General features: G+C 52.3%; 22 protein-coding genes. 2 read left to right on the forward strand and 20 right to left on the reverse strand.

The features are described 5' to 3' along the window. Nucleotides 1-63 precede the first annotated feature (63 nt). The 14 genes from AC6I8J_RS13350 to AC6I8J_RS13415 form a co-directional block, all read right to left on the reverse strand. Complete coding sequence (locus tag AC6I8J_RS13350; protein ID WP_497825461.1) at nt 64-621, reverse strand: hypothetical protein; 558 nt, start codon at nt 619-621, stop codon at nt 64-66. 49 nt (nt 622-670) lie between these two features. Continuing rightward, complete coding sequence (locus AC6I8J_RS13355) at nt 671-1,138, reverse strand: hypothetical protein (protein WP_497825462.1); 468 nt, start codon at nt 1,136-1,138, stop codon at nt 671-673. 57 nt (nt 1,139-1,195) lie between these two features. Continuing rightward, complete coding sequence (locus AC6I8J_RS13360; protein ID WP_497825463.1) at nt 1,196-1,669, reverse strand: hypothetical protein; 474 nt, start codon at nt 1,667-1,669, stop codon at nt 1,196-1,198. Nucleotides 1,670-1,708: 39 nt separating this feature from the next. Continuing rightward, nucleotides 1,709-2,413: a hypothetical protein gene (locus AC6I8J_RS13365; RefSeq protein WP_497825464.1), complete on the reverse strand. Its 705-nt coding sequence runs from the start codon at nt 2,411-2,413 to the stop codon at nt 1,709-1,711. Between the two features lie 3 nt (nt 2,414-2,416). Continuing rightward, entirely contained in the window at nt 2,417-4,705 is a 2,289-nt protein-coding gene (locus AC6I8J_RS13370) for a M23 family metallopeptidase (RefSeq protein ID WP_497825465.1), read from the reverse strand. A 14-nt stretch (nt 4,706-4,719) separates the two neighbouring features. Further along, nucleotides 4,720-7,071, reverse strand: coding sequence for a type VI secretion system Vgr family protein (locus AC6I8J_RS13375; protein WP_497825466.1), 2,352 nt, complete (start codon nt 7,069-7,071; stop codon nt 4,720-4,722). Beyond that, a complete protein-coding gene (gene tssH / locus AC6I8J_RS13380; RefSeq protein ID WP_497825467.1) occupies nt 7,068-9,722 on the reverse strand; it encodes a type VI secretion system ATPase TssH in 2,655 nt (884 codons plus the stop codon). The genes AC6I8J_RS13375 and tssH overlap by 4 nt, the downstream gene beginning before the upstream one ends. A gap of 173 nt (nt 9,723-9,895) precedes the next feature. Beyond that, on the reverse strand, nt 9,896-10,387 hold the full coding sequence (gene hcp / locus AC6I8J_RS13385) for a type VI secretion system effector Hcp (RefSeq protein WP_024558534.1): 492 nt from the start codon (nt 10,385-10,387) through the stop codon (nt 9,896-9,898). A gap of 5 nt (nt 10,388-10,392) precedes the next feature. After that, nucleotides 10,393-12,099: an OmpA family protein gene (locus AC6I8J_RS13390; RefSeq protein ID WP_497825468.1), complete on the reverse strand. Its 1,707-nt coding sequence runs from the start codon at nt 12,097-12,099 to the stop codon at nt 10,393-10,395. Beyond that, nucleotides 12,096-12,785, reverse strand: coding sequence for a type VI secretion system protein TssL, short form (gene tssL / locus AC6I8J_RS13395; protein WP_497825469.1), 690 nt, complete (start codon nt 12,783-12,785; stop codon nt 12,096-12,098). The genes AC6I8J_RS13390 and tssL overlap by 4 nt, the downstream gene beginning before the upstream one ends. Next, on the reverse strand, nt 12,782-14,122 hold the full coding sequence (gene tssK / locus AC6I8J_RS13400) for a type VI secretion system baseplate subunit TssK (RefSeq protein WP_497825470.1): 1,341 nt from the start codon (nt 14,120-14,122) through the stop codon (nt 12,782-12,784). The genes tssL and tssK overlap by 4 nt, the downstream gene beginning before the upstream one ends. Nucleotides 14,123-14,139: 17 nt before the next feature. Next, entirely contained in the window at nt 14,140-15,687 is a 1,548-nt protein-coding gene (gene tssC, locus AC6I8J_RS13405; protein ID WP_480343101.1) for a type VI secretion system contractile sheath large subunit, read from the reverse strand. Nucleotides 15,688-15,720: 33 nt separating this feature from the next. After that, nucleotides 15,721-16,221, reverse strand: a complete 501-nt coding sequence (gene tssB, locus AC6I8J_RS13410) for a type VI secretion system contractile sheath small subunit (RefSeq protein ID WP_497825471.1) — start codon at nt 16,219-16,221, stop codon at nt 15,721-15,723. Nucleotides 16,222-16,786: 565 nt separating this feature from the next. Next, nucleotides 16,787-17,656 (reverse strand): AraC family transcriptional regulator, encoded by an 870-nt coding sequence (locus AC6I8J_RS13415; protein WP_497825472.1) that lies wholly within the window; start codon nt 17,654-17,656, stop codon nt 16,787-16,789. Between the two features lie 177 nt (nt 17,657-17,833). Between AC6I8J_RS13415 and AC6I8J_RS13420 the strand changes: the two genes are divergently transcribed. Continuing rightward, nucleotides 17,834-18,733, forward strand: coding sequence for a DMT family transporter (locus AC6I8J_RS13420; RefSeq protein ID WP_222925170.1), 900 nt, complete (start codon nt 17,834-17,836; stop codon nt 18,731-18,733). 35 nt (nt 18,734-18,768) lie between these two features. Here the strand turns inward: AC6I8J_RS13420 and AC6I8J_RS13425 are convergent, their stop codons facing one another. Beyond that, the gene (locus AC6I8J_RS13425; protein ID WP_090958994.1) at nt 18,769-19,002 is read right to left on the reverse strand and encodes a hypothetical protein; all 234 of its coding nucleotides are present in this window, start codon (nt 19,000-19,002) and stop codon (nt 18,769-18,771) included. 284 nt (nt 19,003-19,286) lie between these two features. Between AC6I8J_RS13425 and AC6I8J_RS13430 the strand changes: the two genes are divergently transcribed. Next, on the forward strand, nt 19,287-20,513 hold the full coding sequence (locus AC6I8J_RS13430) for an L-lactate MFS transporter (RefSeq protein ID WP_253419569.1): 1,227 nt from the start codon (nt 19,287-19,289) through the stop codon (nt 20,511-20,513). 45 nt (nt 20,514-20,558) lie between these two features. On the opposite strand, the gene AC6I8J_RS13435 is transcribed toward AC6I8J_RS13430, so the two are convergent. The 5 genes from AC6I8J_RS13435 to AC6I8J_RS13455 form a co-directional block, all read right to left on the reverse strand. Next, nucleotides 20,559-21,434: an SMP-30/gluconolactonase/LRE family protein gene (locus AC6I8J_RS13435; protein ID WP_161735057.1), complete on the reverse strand. Its 876-nt coding sequence runs from the start codon at nt 21,432-21,434 to the stop codon at nt 20,559-20,561. Nucleotides 21,435-21,945: 511 nt separating this feature from the next. Then, nucleotides 21,946-22,227 (reverse strand): putative periplasmic lipoprotein, encoded by a 282-nt coding sequence (locus AC6I8J_RS13440; protein WP_222925167.1) that lies wholly within the window; start codon nt 22,225-22,227, stop codon nt 21,946-21,948. Between the two features lie 265 nt (nt 22,228-22,492). Continuing rightward, a complete protein-coding gene (locus tag AC6I8J_RS13445; protein ID WP_161735063.1) occupies nt 22,493-23,299 on the reverse strand; it encodes a hypothetical protein in 807 nt (268 codons plus the stop codon). 9 nt (nt 23,300-23,308) lie between these two features. Further along, the gene (locus AC6I8J_RS13450; protein ID WP_013358635.1) at nt 23,309-23,761 is read right to left on the reverse strand and encodes a universal stress protein; all 453 of its coding nucleotides are present in this window, start codon (nt 23,759-23,761) and stop codon (nt 23,309-23,311) included. Nucleotides 23,762-23,768: 7 nt separating this feature from the next. Then, nucleotides 23,769-24,554 (reverse strand): IclR family transcriptional regulator, encoded by a 786-nt coding sequence (locus tag AC6I8J_RS13455; protein WP_222925166.1) that lies wholly within the window; start codon nt 24,552-24,554, stop codon nt 23,769-23,771. Nucleotides 24,555-24,596 lie beyond the last annotated feature (42 nt).

Raw genomic sequence — 24,596 nt, forward strand, 5'->3', positions numbered from 1 at the left:
TTTTTTGATTATGAGTAATGCTCATCGCAATAAAAATCAGTCAATAATGAGTTGCCAAAGCGTCTACTCAGCAGAAACCTTGGACAAAACACTTTTAGGGAAGTGGTTCAGGCATTCAGGGCTTACAGTTACATTAAAATGGCTAACGTGACCTATATTACTAATATACATAGCACTTACATCAGGCGATCCATCTTTAGCAATATCACGATAAAACACCCCTCCAACCCCGCGATTAGATTTACTTAAATATATAACTTCGTCAGTTTGGTCGCCATTTTCCATACTATATATGGTCAAGGAATCTAATTTTAAAAGGGCGCCATTTAAAATATATGCATGTCCATCGATAGCTAACCTGTCGTCACCCCAAGAATAATTTGCTTCACTGGCACTTGTTACAAGGAGGTAAGAATTATCTTCACTCGTTTTAGCACTCATGCTTTGATAAACATCAGAAATAGCATCAGTGGGAAACATAGCACACATTGATACAGATTCTTTGTCAGCGCTATCATTAGCAAGGCAATAAGTTGCCGGCAAAACAATCAATAGACCACACAAAATCGAGTTTGATATCGACCAGCTAAATTTGAAAGAATAATTGATTATCCATTTCATGATTCACCCCTTCCAGTTAAAAGTAATCACCGACCCTCAGCCATCTATACTAATATTTAATTTCCTCAAGCGTTTTGAGTCGAATATAGCATGATTTGTAGGTATTGCCGTCATAAATAACATTAACCAAAGTATCCCTCTCAACTCTGATATTGACAAACTCATCCCCGCATGATGGCTTTATCTCTTTGAATTGTTTATCACCAGGGAAAAAGATAAATAACCTATATATTTTATAAATGCCCATACCCTCATCCATGTGCCAAATACTAAAATCCCTATAACCATCATGGTTGTAATCTTCAAATGATATGTGGTTTTTTTTATCAGATGAAACATCAATTCTTTCTATATTAACCTGTTTATCTGCATCTAAAACGGATACTAACAACGAATCATTATCAACCAGCAAAATCTCTGCAGAAAGTTTTTTTCCATTATTAACATCTAAAATGCAATTATCACATCCAATTGCAATCTTTGTAAAAATGCACAGGAAGAAAAAAATATATTTCATGATAGTATCATTAGGGATTTTGAGTAATTATCCAGCAGGGCTTAGACGGGCTGTGGCTTAAGGATATCTATTAAATTCCCACGAGCTATTTTTCTTGCACGTTTCAAAGTTATTATCATCCGTAGGATCAAATTCTGACCCAACTGGCTTCAAATTTCCATTTGCAAGATTTAAAAACACCCCCTGATTGGTTCCGATATAAGCGAGATCCTTTCCTTTTATAAAATCAATGCTAAAAACACCTTCACTCACACTCTTTTCAATTTTTTTATATCTGTGCTCCAAATCTACAAGTATGACATTTGTATCCTGAGGATTGCCCTCATTAATTATTTTCGGCTTACCCCAGAGAATTATTTTATCACCGCTACATTTAACATTATAGCCATTGATAACGGTATCAAACTTAAGAGTCTTTGTATGATTGTTAATGTCAACGGTTATTGAGTCAGTACCATTTAATGTAACTCCTGAAGCATATGCATTAAATGAAATAAAAAAACCGGCAATTGTTGAAATAATCAAATTCATTTATTAACCCATCAAATAACTGTAGCAATAATACCCCCCCTAATTGACCTTTGATTTGTTACTGCCATTCAACATTTTTTCATTTGCTTTATTATCCAAACCTATTTCCATACTTTCAAAAGTCTTTAATATGTAAGGGATTTGACTACTATCTGAGGCAAGGCCACCTGAACCGCAAAGTGCACTATAGGTAGAATCTTGAACTAAGCAAAAACTAACCAGCTCTTTTGCATTCTTATAGGTTTCTTTATCATCTTTTGTAATATTCTCATCAAATACAACATATCCCTCAGCATTTTTTGCTTTGATATTATATAACTTCAGCGACTTGTAAGGTCCATCTTGATCTGAAGGAATAATTTCAGATTTTTTATTGTTTGCTTTGACCCATAAAGATTTGCTTCTCGAATAAACAATTTTTTCATTCATACTTCTGTCATACCCATTACTGTACACAGTATCGGACGATAAACAGACCCAGGTATTGACAGGGAATGTGTTAGTGGGGTTATTTACCTCAGCACTTACTTTATTTTTAGGTGATGCTCTATACTCTTTAAATTTTATAATACTGCAACCGCTAGACTCTGCAGTATTGTAAGAAATAGATGAATTATCATTAATTTCCCTTGCTATAAAGTTATCACCATTAAAATCAGCGGGCATATTTATTTCAGGATTGATATCTGCAAAGGTGAACTTACAAATTGAAAATATGAACAAAGCAAAATATTTTGTTCTCATCTCTTATCTCCTTAACACAATGCCTTCAGGCTTATCTAAAGTGAACGCATTGTTTTCATCTGGGAATTTAATTTCAGTCAACACAGCCAAGGCACAAGTATATGCGCAGCAACGCTCTATAAATCCATTTATCCCTTGATAATTTCGTCTACTGATAGCTCCTGGCAAATTCACAGTTGCACTCGCCCGCCAGAATGCTGGGCTACGGTAATAGATCTTAATACCATGCCCTGCTGTCACTGCCTGTCTCTGTAGTTCATGAACTTCATCGGCATATTTTGCCATGCCGGTTAATGACCAATAAAACCCTGCGCTATCGGAGGGGTCGAAAAGTCCAACATCGACATCTTCACGCCAAGACACCACTTCTTGCTCAAGTCCAGGATGTTGTCCGTCATATAGAATCCTGTTATCTAATCTTTTTTCCCGTTCCCTGAGAGCACGGTCACCTTGGACCCTTCTGTAGTCACTGACCAATTCGTCTCGTACATCATTATTAAATGACCTACCACGATATGTAAAATATTTATAGAAATTATCAGGGTTAGTTAACTGCAGGAATCCCCTGCCGTACCACGGGAAATACCAAATATTATAATGGTATCTATGTCCATGTTCGTCTGTAGCGGAATATCGATAATCTTCTCTAGTCACATTCAGCCATTTGGTTTCCTGTACCGAATTCCCTAAAAAACTCACCAATCTGGAAGGTGTGTTAATGCAATACTTCCTAAACATCTTATTCAGCATTGGATAATGTTTTGAGAAGACAGATGTATCATTTTCATGAAACGTGACTGGTTCCCAACTATAGCGAGAACCCGAGGGCCTTATTATATTACGTGGTATAACTTGTTTAAATTCTTCTCGACTGAGCCAATTACACTTACGAAAGTGATAAATAAATACTCTTGGTTCTATATGCCACAAATTCCCGCTACCGAGATCTCCAGAATCAAAACACAGCGCTTCTGCGTGTTGCTTGAATTTGCCATAGTCTTCCTCACTCATTAGCGTACGTTCATTTGATTCCTGCGATCCGGGAACCTGCCATACGGCCGTTTTTTCCGGCGTACACTGCTCCCAGGGCAGACCGGTCATCAACCATTTATATCTGGCATCTATTGTGCTTTTTTCCCACTCGAATGGTAAACAGCAGATAAGCCTGTTGCTTTGAGTTTCGTAACTGCCTTCTTCCTGCAACTTTCTTATGATCGCCGAATTACACTGACTGTGTGTATCGTTGTCATCATCAACCAACAACCATCCTGTCCAGTGGGGGAAATCTGCATCGCTAAACTTTTTGATATCGGGAGCGGCAAGATTTACCACCCCTGTTCCACCTGGATACCTGACTGTCATCCATAATGGTGCGTCAGCCGGAACCAGGGTTTCATTGTCCGTGTTGATAACCCGGCCAAAACGAAGCAACTCAAATCCGGCACTGGGGCTCTGCTCATAATTTCGCATAGCGGTTTTATAAAGATTATATTCATAATCTTCACCATCTGCGTTAACCAGCGGCTCTCCCAGCAGATCATACTTCCCATCAATTTGCGCACTTCTTTGCCGGGTCACCATCGTGCAGTGGCCTTTTTCCAGGGTCATGCTGACATACAGAGGCGCATTACTTGTATAGCGTTCAGAAATACCTGTTGTGGAGGTACTGTTGTTCGTTGGCGCTTTATCGTAAAACTTTGTTCCTGCTGGCAGATAAAAATGGATATCACCGTAAACAGCATCAGTACGACCATCTTTCGAAATATCCAGTTCCTTCGTTTTTCGTCCCGTCAGTTTACTGATGTTGTCATCATCGCAGAAAACCTGGAAGTGAAATTCATTCTGGCCGTCAGTCATTCCGGAAGAACCAAGTGGGTCTTTCCGGTAAATTTTGGCGTCAGCTTTTATCTCAGCTTCCAGAAACTTCAGATGCATATAAAGAGAGTAAAAAACGACCTTACCGTCCTCTCCGGAACCTATTTCAGTCTCATGTTTCAATAAAACATAACCATCATCCGTACCCCTTACAGGTGCATACTTTAGTGGGAACTGGTCTCTTTTTTCTGGCGGAGATGGCTTGCGGAATGACACCACGGTCCCGTCAGCGATTGCCCTCACTTTCTCCGGTGTTATGCCTGCATCTGTATGTGATATATGGATGCCCCCATGCCAGGACTCTGATGCATTGAGAGGATATCCCCGGCGAGCATTGACAGGCATCATCGCTTCAATCCAGTCTGCGTCAGACTGAGTGGCATCTTTATTTCTCAGAAACGGAGGACTGATAATCATGTGTTGACTCCTTGTCAGGAAAAACTGAAGTTACTGGAAGGTTCGGTCGTTTCAGGTGCCACATTCGGGAAGTCTTTTGGCTCATTGGCTTTATCTTTTCGCCCGTAATGCCCGGCTTTGGTCCGATACTCCCCCTGAGTGGCAGACTCAATACCATTGGCATCAAGCGTGATATAACTTCCGCCCCCGTTAATCGTAACTTTTTTCTTCGCTGTTATATGGATTTCATCTTCGGTGCTGGTGAGATTTAGTTCGCCGCGGGCGATCAGATCCATCAGGTCATTCTGCGCCTGTATTTTCACCGGCCCCTGGTTCGCGATGAGCTTGATCCCCAGCTTACGAACAAACACGCTCAGGGCATTACCTACCCCGACGAACAGATTTTTCACCACGCTGACGTCGGCATTTTTACCGGCCGTAGCTATCAGGTTCTGCCCGGCGGATACCTGCAGATGTTGTCCGCTGGTCAGCGCCATTCCATCCGGTGCACTGAGCAGCAGCACTGATTTTTTGAGGTCTGTCAGCTGCTGTTCCAGCAGTTTGATTTGCGCCTGGAGATCGGCCGGGTTCGCGGTTGCCTTCTGCGCATCATCGGAGATAGACGTCATCTGCTCCCGGGCATTACCCAGATTGCTGACCGCTGGCTGCATCTCCAGCACCTGACCCTGTGCTTTCGTCTGGCCATCAGCGCTGATGAACATCCCTTTCTGTGCCCGGATGGCTCCCCAGCTGTCGGTTCTGAGCTCAAAACCCTCACCGCGCTTCTGCTTCTCCGCATCCACTAAATGTCCGAGATTCAGCTGACTCTTGCCGCCGTACTCCGTGGAGACCTTGATATGCTCCTGGTCGCGGCTGTCATCGAGGCGGATTTTGTTGTTCGCCGGGGTGCGCAGGACGTTACGTTTGTAGTTTCGGATAGTGACATGGTCACCGTGGGCTGAATCGTGCAGGACTCCGGAGATATAAGCTCTGTCCGGGTTGCCGTCCTCAAAACCAATCGCCACTTCAGTGCCCGCCAGCAGCGGCAGGTGCAGACCGTAGGTGTCGCCGGCATACGGGCGAGACTGGCGCACCCACAGGCTCTCGAACCCGGTTTCCCAGTTATCACGGTCAAACAGCATGTTGACGCGATAGCGGCCGTCTTTATCGATGTGGCCGTAGGTGTCGTTCTCAGTGGTGCTGGTGACGCGGGCAGGCAAGGTGCCAGCCATCACGGGGCGTGACCCAGGCTCAGGGCGGAAACTAAAATCAGTGCTGTCCGGGATGCCGTCGAAGTTGACGCCAAAGTCTTCATCACGGCGCGCATGGCTGTGCATCGCCGTGACGACCACGCCCTGAGCAAACACGTCTGCCACTTCGTACCCGCCGGCGACTTTCAGCACCTGACCCGGAGAGAGGGTCGGGCAGCTGGTGATGGCATGCGTCTGCGTCTGGCCATTCAGATAACGCTCATGACGAATGCGGGCAAAAAAGGCCCCGGACTCCGGGGCCGGATTGCGGTCATGGGGATTCCCCGCCGTCAGGTAGTTATCTCCCCAGTGGTAAGCCTCCCCACAGGTGGTGGTATCCCCGCGGGTCGCATCGACCTGCGTGTTCATGTCCTCAGTGGCCTGGCGATAGTTGTAATCATGGGTGCTGACCTGCTTTTGCACCACGCTGTGATGGCTCTCCATGCCCCAGACCGAGTCTATCCCTTCCGAATGTTGTCCTGATGGCGGAACAGATGGCAGCGTCAGGCCCTTTTCATAACCCTGCTGACCGTCATAAAACTCCACGACGTCGATGTTCAGGCGCGTATCTGTGGTAAAGCGGAACCAGATACCCACCTCACCCAGCAGGCGGGTAATAAAGTACAGGTCATTCTCGCCGTACTGCATCACCTGTTCACGACGCGGGTACTCTTTTGAGAGTGAGAACAGAAAATCCTGACCGCGCATGTTGTGACGCTCGCGCAGAATTTTTTCCACGATTTGTGGGACCGACATGTCCTGATAAATGGCGTTCTGGTGCGAACGATCGAGCAGCGCCAGGCGTGGCTGCAGCGTCAGGGCATAATGGGTTTCATCTTTTGAGGTGTTGAGACGTTCAAAGCCGCTCACCACTCCCTGAAGAGTTCGCACGGCCTGCTGCATTTTGATACCGTAACCCTGGTCAACCGAGGCCTGCAGCGTCAGGGAGGCTGCTTTCATCAGCATCATTTCTTTGCTGATGGCATGGTCAGGGCTGGTGAATTCAATACGGTAGCTGAACGGTTTACTTAATGCCTCATCGCCTTCAAACGCCAGTACATCGAGCTCTGCGTCACATCCCTTCACTGCCAAATGGTGATGGTTGTGGCTGAATCTGATCGGGGGATTGTTGCTCATGCGTGCACTCCTTGTGTACGGTCAAACTCCAGCCCGATACCCTCTTCCTCACTCCAGCTAAGGCATAGCGACTGTGGTTTCTGTTTCGCAGCCATGTGGGTCAGCAGCTGTTGACTCAGCACCGGCAGAATTTGTTGATTGAGCAGACTGTCGACGTTGCGTGCGCCGGTGTCCGGCAGCAGGCAGGCGGCAGTGAGTACGTCATACAGGCTCTCATCAATCTGTGTGGTCAGGCCGTAGTGACGATGTAAGCGCTTGCTGACCTGCGACAGCTTCATTTCCACGATAGTACGCATCGCCGCTTCCGCCAGCGGGCGGTAAATCACGGTCTGGAAACGGGCCAGCAGTGCCGGCTGGAAGTGGTCGCGTAAAATCGGGCGCAACAGCTCGTGCATATCCGCTTCAGTCGCTTCCGGCTGTTCGTCCAGCAGCTGCATCAGATGATCGCTGCCGAGGTTGGAGGTCATCAGGATAACGGTGTTACGGAAGTCGATTTCACGCCCTTCGCCGTCGCGCATAAAGCCGCGGTCGAAGACCTGATAGAACAGGTTCATGACGTCGCGGTGAGCTTTCTCCACTTCATCCAGCAGCACCACGCTGTACGGACGCTTGCGCACGGCTTCGGTGAGAATGCCGCCCTGACCGTAGCCGACGTAACCCGGAGGCGAACCTTTTAACTGGGAAACGGTGTGCGGCTCCTGGTACTCGGACAGGTTGATGGTAATCAGTGATTTTTCACCGCCGTACAGCACGTCTGCCAGCGCCAGTGCGGTTTCAGTCTTACCGACGCCACTCGGGCCGACCAGCAGGAACACGCCCTGTGGGCCATTCTCTGACGTCAGCCCGGTCTTCGCCGCGCGCAGGCGCTGGGCGATGGCCTCAAGAGAAATATCCTGACCGACGACACGCTGGCCGATTTCATTTTCCAGGGTCAGCAGCTCAGTCTGCTCATCTTTCATCAGGGAAGAGAGCGGCACGCCGGTCCAGTCGGCAATCACGTTAGCGACAGTGCGGGTGTCCACATCCACCTGAACCAGCACGTCGCCCTGTTGTGCCTGTTCGAGCTGCTGCTGCAGGTCGGAAATCTCAGCCTGCTGGCTGATGTCCTGTCGGCTGGCCATCAGCTGCTGCGCCAGCGCCTTTTCAGTGCTGAAACGCACTTCCTGCTCTTCAATACGCGCATCCAGTTCAGCCCGCTGCTGCTCGATGGCACCCAGGCGGTCACCATGGCGGTTGCTGCCGGCGGCGATATCTTCCAGCAGCGCCTGCTCTTCGAGTTCCAGCGCGGTCAGCTGTGCTTTCAGACGCACAATTTGTTCCGGCACGGTATCGAGACTCATACGCACGCGCGCGGCGGCGGTGTCAAGCAGGTCAACGGCCTTGTCCGGCAGCTGGCGTCCGGTCAGATAGCGGCGGGACAGCGTGACGGCAGCACGTACCGCATCATCGGTGATATGTACGTTGTGGTGTTCGGCATAGCGGGATTTGAGGCCACGCAGCATCAGACACGCGGTGTCGTCGTCCGGCTCGTCGACCTTCACCATCTGGAAGCGACGTTCCAGCGCGGCATCGCGCTCGAAGTACTGTTTGTACTCACTCCAGGTGGTCGCGGCGATAGTACGCAGTTCGCCGCGCGCCAGTGCCGGTTTCAGCAGATTGGCCGCATCCGCGCCACCTGCCTGGTTACCTGCACCGATAATGGTGTGGGCTTCGTCGATAAACAGCAAAATCGGTACCGGTGACTGCTGCACGGCATCGATAACGTTTTTCAGGCGCTGTTCGAACTCGCCTTTCACACCTGCGCCAGCCTGCAACAGGCCGAGGTCAAGGGTACGCAGGATGACCGGCTTGAGCGATTCCGGGACGTTGCCCTCGGCGATACGCAACGCCAGACCTTCAACCAGTGCGGTTTTGCCGACACCCGGTTCGCCGACCAGAATCGGGTTATTTTTACGGCGGCGTGAGAGAATATCGACCATCTGGCGGATCTCAGTGTCGCGCCCGAATACCGGGTCGATTTTGCCCTCTTTCGCTTTGGCGGTAACATCGAGGGTGAATTTATCCAGCGCGTTCTGCAGCGCCGGGTTTAGTTCGCCTTCTTTCAGCTCTGCACCGACCGGGCGGCCCACAAACTCCACGTCACTGCCATGCTCCTGGGCCAGTTCAGCCTCAAACTGCAGCTCCGGGCGTTCATCAGATTGTGCATCCAGCAGCGGACGCAGGCGGGAGAGCTGGCTCATCCCGAGCGTCAGCAGTGGCCACAGACCGTCGCAGTGAGCAAGTCGTGGATTTTCCGTCAGCGCCATCAGCAGGTGTACACTACGGATACTTTCCTCTCCGGCTAGTGAGGCCTGCATCCAGGCTTCCTGCATCAGTTTCTGAATATCTGCGGACAGCTGCGGGCGGCGGCGTACCGAACGCGGTTGATTATCCAGCCAGCCGAGCAAATCCTGCCACAGTGCATCCATATCCCACTCGTAGCGGCGTGCCAGTACGGTCAGGTCACCTTCCCCCTGCTCGAGCAGCTTCAGCAGCCAGTGCTCCGGCAAAATTTCCGCATGGGCACGGGTCTGGCAGAGCGAAGCCGCCCCTTCCATCGCACGGGCACAGTAAGGGTTCAGACGTCGCAACAGGATGGCTGGATTTTCCATGAATCTCTCTCTTTGTCGGTTCCTGGACACGCTACCGCCCATCGCTGTTTCCCGTGAAGGGGACCAAAGCGCATACGGTCAGGCTGGCAGTTTGTGGTTTTCTTTGCTGAAAGCCCGTTTCACACAGGCACTCAGCAAAAAACTGCGGACAGGAAACCCCGTCCGCATCGGGCTTACGCGGTGGCGCGTTCGTTCCAGGAATCGGAATGAATGATGTTGCCGTCTTTGTAGGTCCAGGTGATTTTTTCGTAACGCAGTTCAATGCGCTCAAGGTGGTTATGCTTCTCTTTAGAAGGATCCTTGATGTCATACATTTCAGGATTCACTTTCACCACTTTCACGTTTTCCAGTTTGGTGTTGAAGTACTCCACTTCCTGGCCCGCGTCGTTGATTTTGTACCACTTGAATTCCGCAGACTTGAGGGTCTGACCGGTGGTCACAGCCTTGTACAGGTACGGGCTGGACGAGTCGATTTCCTTGGTGAACAGGAACGGGGTGTGGATACGGGTACCGGTCAGCTTGCCGGTGTTGTTGTCGGTCGGGATGTACAGGTTATGCTCCTGAGCGACAACTTCGATGCTGCCTTCACGATCCTGAACGTCCACAGAACCTTTAATGTCCGCGCCGCCGTCGTCTTTCAGCCAAAGATAAACAGGAATTGCCATGAGAGTTACTCTCCATTTGATTGTGATGCGCCATCATCCTGCGATGACGCCTGGGTGTGGCCCGGTAACTGACAGGCATTGGCCTGCGGTACCAGACTGATTTCGACACGGCGGTTGAGCGCGCGCCCATCCGGGGTGTCATTGGTTGCGATCGGACGGCTCTCGCCATAGCCCTGCACCGCAAAACAGCTTTCCGGTACATCACCGGTATCACGCATCCAGTTGCGCACTGCTTCGGCACGCTTGAGTGAAAGCGTCTGGTTAAGTTTTGGATTGCCGGTGTTATCGGTATGCCCGGCGACCACAATCAGCCAGCCCGGCTTCGCTTTGATACCGACCAGGGAGTTGACCAGCAGTTTGGTGGAGCCGGATTTGAGGTCAAATTTGCCCGAATCGAACAGCGACATGCTGTCGAGGCGAACAATTTTCGGCACAGATTTCGGCTGCGGCTCAGGCGGTGGAGGCGGTGGTTCATAAGAGCGAATAGCATCCAGCACAGGCATTCGCAGACGCTCCCCCTGATACAGACCAAGGCCCATACGCGCCGGTACGCCATTGCGCGCCCAGCCATCAAGCTCTGCCGCATCGTCACGCAGGACAGCAACAGCATCGGCTTTGGGTCCGAAATCATGCATCGGGATACGGTCATAGCGGGCAATATCGAAGCTCACACGCTGCAGCAACTGGTGATTGTTCCAGCCACTGCTGAGCAGCGCAGCAATCGCCGCCAGCGTGAAAATCCCGAGCGCACAACGGAAGGTTCGCCCACGTGGCGTCAGGCCTCGCCCTTCGGGCAGCAGCGGCAGGATAAAATCCGGGAAGGGGGAGATAACCGTACTGTCCGTTCCAACCGGCTGCCAGCCCGCCACCTGCTGCATCGCAGTGTGACGGGAAAGCCATGCAGTCCAGGCTGATGTGGCCAGACTTCCGGCAAGGATCGGTCCCATACCCCACAGCACCGCTACAGGTTTAATGACTGGAACATCAGGATTCTCATCCATAAAGACTGCTTTGACGTGCTGATGGAACCAGTTCATCAGACTGTTCATCAGCACCTGTTGCTGCATCGCAGGCGACCCACCGGTGGTAACCCATGCAGCGATTGAACCCGGCGCTGAAGATTCACGCCAGACCCTCACCCCTTCCCCCGGGATAGCCGCCTGCCAGAGCAGATCATTCGTCATCGCGCTGCCAACCTGGCCATTCAGAACCAGCGGCACGGAATGCCCGGTTTCTTTACGCAACTGGCTGATTTGCCAGCGCAGAGCCAGCAGGCGGCTGGTCAGAGCTTCGCTGTCGGCGTGTTTTTGCGGACAGACGCTGACCATCACCGACAGCTGGCGACCCCAGTCAGGTCTTAACCACAGTACCTGGCGGGCTACCTGCTCCAGATCCTGATGATCCTCCACACGGATCCAGCACCCCTGCGTGACCTTAAGCACCGGTGACTGCTGCATACATGCCAGCGGCAGATCGCCACAGACCAGCACCACGGGCTGACGGTAAGTGGCTTCCGGGAGGTCATCCAGACGCAGGGTGACGTCATGCTCCGCACGACGACTGGCGACATACAAGAAAGCCAGGATAAGCCCCAGCATCGCCAACAGAACAAGCACAGAAACCAGTCGGGATACCGGCAGGAAGCCCAGGCAGATCACTGCACTCAGCAGGGCGGCCCACAGCGCAAGCCCGCGCTGTTGTGCAGGACTCATTTGACGGCTCCCGGCAGCAAGGCCAGCAGTGTCTGATCCAGCCAGTGGCTCAGTCCCCACCACAGCGCAGCAACCACCACCACGCTCAGGCCAATTCGCACGGGCCATGACGCCAGCCAGCCGCCCATTCCACGCCCGGTACGACTTTGCGCCAGGACAGGATGGGTTTGTGGATAACTGAACGGCGTGACATGTTCACTGAGCGCGTTGACGAGTTTCTGGCGCTCCGGATCGTTCAGCGAGCGGAAACTGCCGAGGAACCCCAGCATCATGACCCGCTGGAAGCAGGTCACGACAGCATGATCAGGCGCCGGTTCACGCAGCACATCGCGCATCCGATCGCACAGCGTATCACCGGCATCCATGGTGCCGAGGAAGTGTCCCTGCAGGGGAATGTCATACCACTGCACGCAGGCATCATCCTCCACACCGCGACCTTTGACGGCTTCATCAAGCAGCGCACACTGTGCTGTGAGAATATGCTGACAGCTGGCTTCATCGAGTTCGCTCGCTTTGAGCTCACGCTGCACACGCTCAACATCAGCAATGCAGCGCTCCCACAACGTGCGCCCTTCTCCATCCTGAAACTTCGGACCGTGACGCAGGCTGATTACCTGCAGCCAGGTGTCCTGCAGCAGGGCATCAATATCAATGGACGCGGCCGGGCCGCGTTTGCGCTCACTCATGTTCTCAGCACCGCAAAGAGTTCAAGTTCAGGCTCGCCGAGCATGCCCGGAACGTAAAACATACAGGTCCCCCCTTGGAGCATTTCGGTGGCCAGAGGATGAGAGACATCGAGGCTGAAATACTGATTTTCCAGACGCAGTGGAATGGCGGCCGGCACATGACGCAGTGGCGTCAGCGGCACACCCACCCGTGAAGAATTGACGATACTCCTGACATGATCCGGACTGCCGACCTTGCACTGGCGCGGGAACTGTTCCTGCAGCTGTGCCACCGGCATCGGTGATCGTACGGAGAGGTAGTAATCCGCCCCTTCCCGAAGACGTGGGTCATGCAGACGCGCCTGCCAGAAGTGAAGCCGGGCATCATGGTCAAGGTCAATCGCCACCACCCGCGACGGCAGGCTGGCTTCCAGCAGGTCGCCCAGCAGGTCAAAGAGTGGCGGGAAGACGCTGTTCAGCTGCTCATGCTGCCAGACCGGTATGGCACTCACCTGGTGTTCCAGCGAGAAGGTCAGCAGGCTGCCCGCAAGGCGTGCCAGCTCCGGGTACAGACGTTCCGGTGGACTTTGCGGGTGACGCTGAAACTGTCCGAGCACGGGCTCTGCGCTGTTCAGGGCATTGAGCAACCAGAACAGAGACACATCCGCCACGGCAAAATTGGCCATGCGCTCGTTGCTTTCGCGTCGCATGTCCATCAGGCGGCTCAGACGGGCACGCAGTTGCGTCATCAGCTGTTCCAGCTGGGTCACCAGCCAGCGGCTACCCTGCAGAGCCAGCAGTGGCGGAAGAAAGGTTTCATCGAGTGCCCAGCTCCCCTGTGAATCCTGCTGCAGACGGGCAACCGGACAGGTCAGATAATCACTATTGTTCTGATGGGCGAAACGCAGCGTCAGCTCTGGCTGCATCACCGCAATCTGACGGGTATCGTCCCCAAAGGTGTTGCGGACATCCCGCCAGCGCTGGCGAAAACGCACAGGGCGCTCGGCCATCTCATCGGGTTTAAGGCAGTTGCCGCCATTCGCCCGCAGCAGCGGAAGCGCCAGAACCACCACCACTTCCTGTGATCCGCCTTCAAGCGCCAGCACCGGCGGCAGGGAGTCGGCATTATCCGTGTCGATAAGCGTGCCATCGGGGAAACGGATGTGCAGATGGCTGGGCTGCAGGCGGCCCAGCTTCAGTGCATCCGGTTCGAAAGTGGCATCAATCATCCCCCAGGGATGGGAGAGGCCCAGTCGGGCGATGCATTCCGCAGACCAGGCCGCATAAGCGGCCTGTTGCTGGAAGTGCTGGGGAGAGACCATAACGCCCCTGCCCCATAACGGTTGTTCCGTTTTCATTGGCTTCCTGCCTTAGCTTATGATTTCGCCTTCGGCATCTGGGAAACCAGCGACAGGTTGACGTCCATCCCTTCCACCTGGAAGTGTGGCACGGCGTACAGCTTCACGCGGAAGAAACCCGGATTATCCTCGATATCTTCCACCACAACTTTCGCGTCACGCAGCGGGTGAGAGGCCTGTAGCTCGTCGCCCGGGTCGGTCATTTCGGTCACCAGACTGCGCACCCAGGTGTTGAGCTCAAGCTCCAGCAGACGACGGTCTTTGGTTGTGCCGATATTTTCACGCTGAATCAACTTCAGGTAGTGTGCAATACGCGACAGCAGGAAAATATACGGCAGACGCGCATTGATACGGCTGTTGGCCGTGGCATCCGCTGTGTCATACAGGGCTGGCTTCTGGGTGGAGTTAGCGCTGAAGAAGCAGGAATAATCTCTGTTTTTATAGTAACTTAATGGAATAAAGCCCAGGTTCGCAAACTCAAATTCACGGGTTTCCGGGATCATCACTTCTGACGGGATCTTCACCTGATTGCCGGTACCCAGATCGTACAGATGAATAGGCAGGTCCTGCACGGCACCACCGGCCTGCGGGCCACGAATTTGTACACACCAGCCGTTGTTGATGAAGCTGCGAACCATGTTGGATGCAAAGGCGAAGGATGCGTTAGTCCACAGGTATTTATCGTGATCCGGGCCTTTCACTTCTTCCACGTAGTTAAAGCTGCGTACGGGCACGGTATCCGGACCATACGGCAGGCGACCCAGCACGCGCGGCATCACCAGGCCGATATAGCGGGCATCGTCCGTCTCACGGAAGGATTTCCACTTAATGTACTCCGCACGGTCGAAGTAGTTACCAATGTCCTTGATGGCCGCCACTTCCTCCATCGAATCCTTGAGGAAAAATTTCGGGCCGGCAGAGCCGATAAACGGCATATGTGCTGCAGCAGACACTTTAGAGATGTTGCGCAGGAGCGCGACATCCTGCGCAGACGCATCAAATTCGTAAGCGGAAATCAGCGCAGCGATCGGCTCTCCACCCGGTGTGTCATACTCATCGATATATGTGTGTTTATACAGTCCACTCTGAATGATTTCCGGGCTGTCTTCGAAGTCCTGACGCAGATCTTCTTTCGACATATCCAGCAACTCAACCTTCACGTTCTGACGGAAATCGGTTTTGTCGACCAGAGATTTCACGCCGCGCCACAGGCTCTCCACCGCCTGGAATTCTTCGCTATGCATTACCGCATCCAGCTGACGGCTAATCTGGTAGTCCAGCTCCGCGATATGGTGGTCAATCAGGTTTTTGTCGAGTTTTTCAACCTTTGAGCCTGATTTTGTCAGGCACTCCAGGAACACCTGCATCCCGGCCGTTAATCGTTCATCCGCGGTCGCATCCGACATCGCCTGCGCGTCCTGCCAGATATCCAGCGCACTCAGCTCAGAGACCGGATTCAGGTTGATTTTTTCAAACAGAGAGGCATAAACCCCGCCCGCAGCAGGACGTTCCAGCACCACACTCTCGCTACCTGCGGCATTCTCATTTTTTACAGACATCAGCATCTTCCTTTTAAATCCGTTAAATCATCGTGACCGTTATGGCTGCTTAGGTGCCAGGGCTGAAAGTTCGGCTCTGAGTTCTGCGCTTAACGCCGGGTCGAGCAGAATTTTTTCCAGCTCCTTTCGGAAAGCCTGATTGTCCAGCAGGTTTGCCTTTAAATCGTGCAGCAGGTTGCGCATGGAAAGCATCGCCTTCAGCTGAGGGATTTGTCGGGAAACCTGCTCCGGGGTGAAATCTTTCATGCTCTTGAAGGTCAGGCTGATGTTGTCTTCGCTACCGTCACCGGAAAGCGTGTTTTTAACGGTCAGATTGACTTTTGGGGAATATTCGGAAAGTACTGAGTCGAAGTTATTTTTGTTCAGGCTAACTTTTTTGCGCTCAGAGAGTGGTGCAGACTCCTGACCATTACTGAAGTCACCCGCCACCAGCAATTTCAGGGGGAGCTCGGTTTTCTTGCTCGCGCCACCCGTATGCAAATCGAGTTTGAGATTAATACGTGCTTTAGGGATTTCTGACTGAAAGGAAGAGTTAGACATGGCTGTCCCTGTTCTATGGAGTGATAGAAACCGCCACAGCCAGTGTCAAATATTAAGAACGGCTTACCCTGCCATAAAACATTCCTGCCATTAAACATTCAGTGAAAAGCAGAACCTGCAGTCAGAAGCGAGTACATTCCATTTACTGGCGATATGACGTGATGAAAGAGCGTAAATCCGAAATTCATTTTTCAGATAAACACTCATGGCGCGAGTTTAGAAATAGTGGGTCAGCCAAAGGAAATGATAATATGTAACCATATGTAACAGGATAAAGTTGCCAGCAAAAATCTTATACTGATTTGATACATAAGATTTTTCTTAAGTTTCTGCTTGTGAGGCGCATGATAGCTGGGAATAAAAAATGTTTCAGTAAGTAGTTCATTGCGGGATTAAGCAGAAAAATGACCCATAGCTAAAAAGTGCGGTTAATGCTTTTTTTACAGGATCACGGCAGAAAGTGAAAACGGGAACCCACCCAAAAAGGTTAGTTTTTATAGTAAGAAATGTTAATGATTTGTGGCGCTATTATGCGCTGCTAATATTTCTGTTACCGCTAAGAAGTTCATCGACTTTCCCGACGACACGCCGAGGGCGTCATGCCATAAACCTGCCGGAAACGGTGGCTGAAGTGGGCTGAAGAGTGGTAACCACACTGAAGGGCAATATCGGTCAGCGTCAGCTCGGGCCGCTCAAGCAACATCCTTGCACGATCCATACGACGGCGCATCACGAACTGGTGTGGTGCCTCGCTAGTGGTATGACGAAACATGCGGGCAAAGTGAAACTCACTCAATGCCGCTTCCTGCGCCAGCACCGCCAGGGTTAAAGGCTGATCGAGATGGGTTTCAATAAATTCCAGAACCCGCCGTAATACCACTGGAGCGAGTCCACCCCGCACCTGGGGCAGTCGCCATTTAACTTCACTGTAGTGCTGCAGCAGATGGGTCAGCAGGAGTGTTGATGCGCTGCTCAGCGTCAGCTGGCTGGCGGGCTGTTGCCAGTCGCTGCTCAGCAGAAAGTGTCGATAGAGCTGGGTAATGCGGTCATCAACAGAAAAGATTTTCTCATGCAGGTTTAACTGCGCCGGATTACGGTCCCAGACCCTTTCGGCCAGTTGCCGCAGCTGGTTCTCGCTGCAATAGAGATGAACAAAGGCGAGATCCGCACGCAGATCCCAGGTCGATTCCGTGCCAGCCGGCATCAGACAGAAGCGGTCCGGTGCGCCACCGTTACGCCAGCCATGCGGGGTTTTATGCCAGGTATCGTAGCCGCCCGCTACGTAAAGGCTCAGCGTGTGATGATCGCTGAAGTTTGTCACGCGATCGCCACTATTGAACCAGGCTGCCAGCTGAATGCCGCTGTGAAGCTGCACCTGATCACGCAGTTGTGCTTTGTGGCGTTGCAGCATTTCAAAGGTTTGATAGGTACGCATCGGAGCATCAGTTCAGATAAACAGAAGGCCAGTTTACGGATTGCAGGGGACAGAAAACAGGCCATATCGGGACGGGCGGCAAAAATGCGCAAGATTTTGCAAACCTTGCGCAATCCGCTGCAAGACCAGGGAGCGTTGCGGGTGCAGACTCGGCGTTTTAGGGTGGAGAATCTGGCAATGAACCTGTTTTTGTATCTCTCAGTCGTGCTGATCTGGGGCACGACCTGGATTGCGATTTATGCGCAACAGTCTGCAGGCATAGGGGCCGTAACTGTCGCTGTCTTCTGGCGTTTTTTGCTGGCCTCGCTGGTCATGTTATTGCTGCTTAAGCTGATAAAGCGTCTGCACAGGCTGACGCTGCGCGATCATCTCTTCTGCATGCTCCAGGGCTGCAGCGTCTTTGGCTTCAACTTTGTCTGCTTTTATTACGCTTCCGGCTATATCAGCAGCGGACTGGAGTCGGTCATTTTCTCGATGGCCGTGATGTATAACGCCATTAACAGCTGGATATTTTTCCGTCAGCGTCCTTCCGCACGTCTGATTCCGGCCATCGTGCTGGGCATGGCAGGCATTGTGGCGTTGTTCTGGCACGATCTGCGCAGCACGCAGGCCTCTGCCGGGCTGATGTGGGGCATTGGGTTAAGTGCGCTGGGCACACTGGGATTTTCATTCGGCAATATGATCAGTCAGCGGCATCAGCGTCTGCAACGTGACGTGCTGACAACTAACAGTTACGGCATGTTATACGGTGCGCTGATCATGGCACTGGTCTCGCTGCTGCAGGGTGTTTCACTGCAGCCGACATGGAATACACAGTGGTTTGGGGCATTGCTCTATCTGGCTATCGTGGGATCGGTGATGGGTTTCGGCGCTTACTTCACACTGGCGGGACGCATCGGCGCCAGTCGGGCTGCCTATACAACGGTCCTGTTTCCGCTGGTTGCGCTGGCACTCTCTACGCGCTTTGAGGGGTATGAGTGGCATGTCAGCGCCATCCCTGGCCTTGTCATGATTCTGCTGGGCAATATCGTGATGTTTGCCCGCTGGCCGGCAAGCCATTGCCGGGTCACTACCTGACACGGAGCGGGCTCAGACCCGCGTCCGGATGGGCATTACGCCCACTGCTGCTGAAGAAGTTTCTGTGGTTGATTGATCGCTTTACGCGCAATCCAGTAAAGCAGAACACGCTCATCGTCACTATCACGATCGGCCATCGACAGCAGTTTTAATGCCAGCGTCGATTTGGTCACAGGCTGTTGTTCTGTACTGAGTTCAATCACCGCCTGACCGATGATGCAGCAAACGTCATCCTCACTGGTACTGGATTCATATGTCCGGTCTTTCATATTTCCTCCTGTTAAGTGAACTGTAAGCATGGCAAATAATCTGTAAACCTGCTCACAGAAAGAGCTATCTGAAACATTATCTTACGGCTAATTACGCTTAATCATTAACATGCCACTTTGCTTACTAGTGACGCAGTGTCGCGCCCCCTTTTGATGTCATTCATACCGCCTGAATGGCATTTCATTCCCTGATACGTTCCGTTCATACCTTTGCTGCTCACGCGCGCGAATCACTGTTTTATTCTGACCGCAGTTTCCAGATTCCCGGACGGGAGAGATAAATTATGAACCAGACTCAACAGGCGTCTTACCAGCGTTCCCGCTGGCTTACATTGTTCGGAACGGTTATTACTCAGTTTGCGCTGGGGTCAGTTTATACATGGAGTTTGTTTAACGGCCAGCTGTCACAGAAGCTGGATGCACCGATCAGTCAGGTCGCATTTTCCTTTGGCCTGCTGAGCCTGGGTCTGGCTATCGCCTCTTCACTGGCCGGAAAATTACAGGAACGTTTTGGCGTACGCCGCGTCACTATTGGCGCGGGTGTACTGATGGCGCTGGGCTTCTGGCTCACCGCGCAGGCTAATAACCTGATGATGCTCTACTTCAGTGCCGGACTGTTGGTTGGTCTGGCCGATGGCGCCGGTTATCTGATGACGCTCTCAAACTGTGTGAAATGGTTCCCGGAGCGTAAGGGGATGATCTCGGCCTGTGCAATTGGCGCTTACGGCCTTGGCAGTCTGGGATTCAAGTTTATCTGCGGAACACTGCTGGCGACGGTCGGTCTGGAGCAAACCTTTATGATCTGGGGCGTGCTGGCCATGTCGATGATTATTCTCGGTGCGCTGCTGATGCGTGAAGCGCCACTGCAACAGACCGGAACCACCGCTAAAGGTCAGCAACATGCGCGGGATTACACGCTGGCCCAGTCAGTGCGTCTGCCGCAGTACTGGATGCTGGCGCTGATGTTCCTGACCGCCTGTATGAGTGGACTCTATGTGATAGGGGTTGCCAAAGATATCGGCGAAGGTCTGGTGCATCTCTCCACGCAGACTGCTGCCAGCGCGGTAACGGTGATTGCGATTGCCAACCTGAGTGGCCGTCTGGTGCTGGGTGTGCTCTCTGACAAAATGCTGCGCATCCGGGTCATTTCGCTGGCGCAAATTGTGTCGCTGATTGGTATGAGTGTGCTGCTGTTCACCCGGATGAATGAGGTCACCTTCTTCCTGTCACTCGCCTGTGTGGCCTTCAGCTTTGGCGGGACCATTACGGTGTTCCCGTCGCTGGTCAGTGACTTCTTTGGACTCAACAACCTGACAAAAAACTATGGCCTGCTCTACCTGGGCTTTGGTATCGGAAGCGTGCTGGGATCGCTGGTCGCCTCGCTGTTTGGTGGTTTCACCGTTACCTTTAGCCTGATTATGACGCTACTGGTCATCTCCCTGTTTCTGTCGCTTACCATTCGCCTGCCGCAAAGTCCCGTCACAACAGAACCTGTGTTGCAACGTCACTAATCACGGGCAACGACCACGGGCCGCCATTACGCGGCCCGTTAACGTTTAGCCGCGGAATCGCGGCTCTGCTATTCCTGCCACCGCGACGTCCACGGCAAAGATATCGCCGGACTGCGGATAGCGCGCCAGTTCCTCTTTGGTGCGATCTTCACGTGAACTGGTAATAAACAGCGTTTTAAGATCGGCCCCGCCAAAGGCCACCATGGTTGGCCACTTCACCGGCAGCAGAATCTCATCGACAATGTCACTGCTCTGCGGATCGATACGCACCACGCGTCCGCCATCAAACTGTGCTGACCAGTAGAAACCTTCGCTATCCACCGCGGCACCATCCGGTAATCCACCTTTCGCGTCGAAACGGCGGAACAGGGTGCGTTCGCCCGGTTCGCCCTGCGCGTTTAATGGATAGCGATAGAGCGATTCATTCGGCGTGTCACTGTGATACATCCAGCGCCGGTCGGGAGAGAAGGCCAGCCCATTGGAAATTTTAATATCACGCGCTTTGACCTCCAGTTTCAGGTCAGGCGTCACGCGGCACAGCAGCCCGCCATTTTTATCCTGCGGTTCCCACAGGCTGCCGCACCAGAAGTTACCCCACGGATCCACACGGCCATCATTAAATCGACTCTTAGCGGCCACACCGGGATTCTCTGCAATCTTTTTCTCGGGTTTACCCTGCGCATCCAGCAGCCAGACACCGTTGCGCAATGCGGCTATCAGCCCGCCCTGCTCACGCAGACCGATGCATCCCACCTCTTCCGCCTGCGGGAAGGTTTGCAGTTCACCGCTGACCGGATCAAAACGGTGAATGGCGGATGCCAGAATATCGACACAGTACAGCACCTGTTCTTCCACTGACCAGAGCGGGCATTCGCCCAGTTCAGCCTGTAAAGCCAGAATATTTTTTACGCTATGCGCCATGTTTCTCTCCCATTGAAATGACATGCTAATAATGTAGTGGTAAAAACTTTCAAATGAGAATTATTTTCGCTTGATTTTAAGACTATTCTCTTTGATAGTATTTATTATTCAGTTGATTCCGATTTTTTTATTTCCTGCCGCTGAAGAACAGAGCGATCTGAAATATTCCGTCATATCTTCTTAAATAACTCTACAAAGCCTGCATCTTCACTCCACTTTTCCAGCGTAGTGTCATAGTCATTGGAAAAGAGGAGAAGCTTCCGATGAAGAGATTAATTAAAGTCGCTTCGGTGGTTGCGCTGATGACCTTATTAAGTGGTTGTATCATCAGCCCCAGACACGACAATGGCTGGCATCGCGGGGGTGGCGGCGGATATCATGGAGGCTACTATGGAGGTTATCACGGTGGGTATCATGGCGGTCACCATCGCCGCTAACGGGCAAAGATGTCACACAGCATAAAATAAAAGCAGTAACTTTAAGGGCGGGATAATTATCCCGCCCGTTTTATTTAGCTTTTCACAGCATAATTACACTGGAACCACGCTTTCTGCAGTCCCGGAATATGACTCTCCTGCGCAGGTAACGCCTCGACTTTATCAAAGCCTTTATTGCTGCAGTAATTCGCCAGATCAATATCCATTGCATCACGATTGACCTTTACCGGGTCATAACGGTACTGCACGGTATTTGAGCCTGGATCTTCATCAACGCGTTCAAATGCCCCGGGTTTGCTGGCGGTACATCCACTCAGCAGAATCAGCGCCAGTGCGCCGGTAATTAATTTTTTCATTTAGTTATCCTCACGTTGTCACGCAGTGTATGACGCAGCATGCCACGCATCCATAGGATTAATGCGCGAAAAATCAAAAATTGAGAAGCTTTAGCCGATTAATTCAATACGATTAAACGGCTATTACTATCAGTCCAAAAGTGACAGGATATATTCAGACCAAACGAAGACTGCACCACACCAGGAAATGCCAAAAATAAAAATCTGTTCCTCTCTCTTCCCTGCCCGCGTTTAGCGGGCTTTTTTTCGCCCGCTAAACGCGAGTTTACTGGCCGGTCAGTGCCACCATTTTACGTAACAGGTTAGCGGCGCGCTTATCAGGTAATGCCAGAACGGCGCTGTAGAGGTCAATTGACATGGCACATAGCGAAGAGCGATCCACCGCCGTGTCGGCAGGCATATTCAATTGCTGCAGTTTGTCGCCCCACTTCAGATAAAGCCGGCCGACAATCTTTTGCAGATCATCCTGCGCCTGAGCCTTATCAAGGGGCTGCTCGGGTGGCGGACTATTGAGCAGCAGCAGCTCCATGGCATCGGCCTCTTTCTGATTCAGCGAGGCTGGAAGTGTGGTCTGCAAATTGATGCCACCACTGACCTGCGGATAGAGATAACGGAAGCAGAGGCCCGGATCGATCTGGTTCAACGCGCGCATTTCTTCTACCGAGACGCTGATATAGTTAACGACCGCCGCATCTGTTCCGCGCATCAGTCGCTGATTAATCACCTCAATCAGCCAGCCACGCAGTTCACCTGTCGCCCTTTCAGGCTGCTCGCCCGCACGGATCCGCCGGGTCAGCTCCTGAGTCAGCAACAACCATAATGCTGGTTCCTGCGTCTGCAATACCCGATAGCCCGGCATCTTTGCCAGCTGATTCACCGCCTGCTCATGCTGAGCAGTCTGCTGCTGATGCGGCGCGACCCAGCTGAACCAGAGCAGATTTGCCAGTATCAGTGGCAGCAGAAAGAGGATCAGCCCCTGCCACAAACGCAGCCGGGTGGTTCTGATCAGCACAATGATAATCAGCGCCAGCAGCGTAAACGCGGCCAGCGTAATAAAAAACAGAGAGTTCATGCTGCGCGATTAATCCTTACGCACATCGATCAGCACAGGACAGTGAGCACGCTCAATAACTGATGCGCTGACCGAGCCTTTTAACAGCCGATTAAAAGAGGAGAGATGGCGACGTCCCATGATAATCATGCTGGCTTTAAGCTGTTGCGACTGGGCAACGATGGTATCTGCTGCGTCACCCGCCAGAATCATGCCACGCGCATTAATGCCCGCGCGCAATAACGGTGCCAGCGCATGGCGCACCACCATTTCCGCCGTATTCTGCTCATCCTGCGCCGCCACAAAATCGGCGGGATCTTCACCTGCATCGATTTCCATTGGCTGATTGCAGGAGGAGTAAGCAGGATCAACACAGCACAGCACCACCACATCGGCGCGATGCGCCAGCGCTTCTTCAATGGTTAAGGCAACCACTTTCTCCGCGACCGGAGAGTGATCAATAGCCATCAGCAGGGTTTTCATCAGATGCTTATCCTTCTATCGCGGCGACTTTGCCGATTTCACGCACCAGAGCCTCTTTGCACTTCAGCATCTCGTCACGGAAACGGGCTTCGTGACGCAGAAAACGTGCAGAGGGCACCAGCAAAGAGACAGAAAAGCGACCAAACAGTGTATCCAGTGCAAACGCCATGGTAGAGATACCTTCCAGCGTTTCACCGCGATCCACAGCGATACCGGTTTCGCGCACTTCCCTGATAAGTTGCAGCAACTGCGGCAGCGTTTTCACCGTCATATCGGTTAATTCCTGCCAGCCCTCACCGACAATCGTCCGCACATCTTTTTCACACTCCAGCGCCAGCAGCGCCCGTCCACCGGAGGTGCTGTAGAGCGGCAGATTGAGTCCCATATGCGGAACCACCCGCAACTCCCGCGACGCCACCACGTGGTGAATAATCGCCAGCTGGCTGCCGCTGGCGCGCGCCAGTGAAACCGTCTCATTGGTGTCGGAAGAGAGTTTTTCCAGTAGCGGACTGACCAGATCGACCACGTCGGTGTGGACGCTGGAGATCAGTTTTAACAGTGCCGGACCCAGTCGCAGTCCACCCGCCCCGCTGCTGCGCACTAGCTCGGCGCTGTCAAGTGCGGCGACAATGCGCTGCACCGTTGAACGGGGGAGTTCTACCGCCTGAGCAATTTCGCCAAGGCTCATGCCGCCCGGCTGTTCGCCCAGCGCATTTAGAATTTTTGCCGCACGTGCGATGACCTGAATGCCGCCCGTTTTTTCATCCTCACGGCTGGAGGGTTGATGTGCCATAGCGTCGTCCTGTTTGAGCTGCCTTACTGTAGCGCGAATGCC

Source organism: Pantoea sp. X-Soil-ISGK-355, from assembly GCF_059730805.1.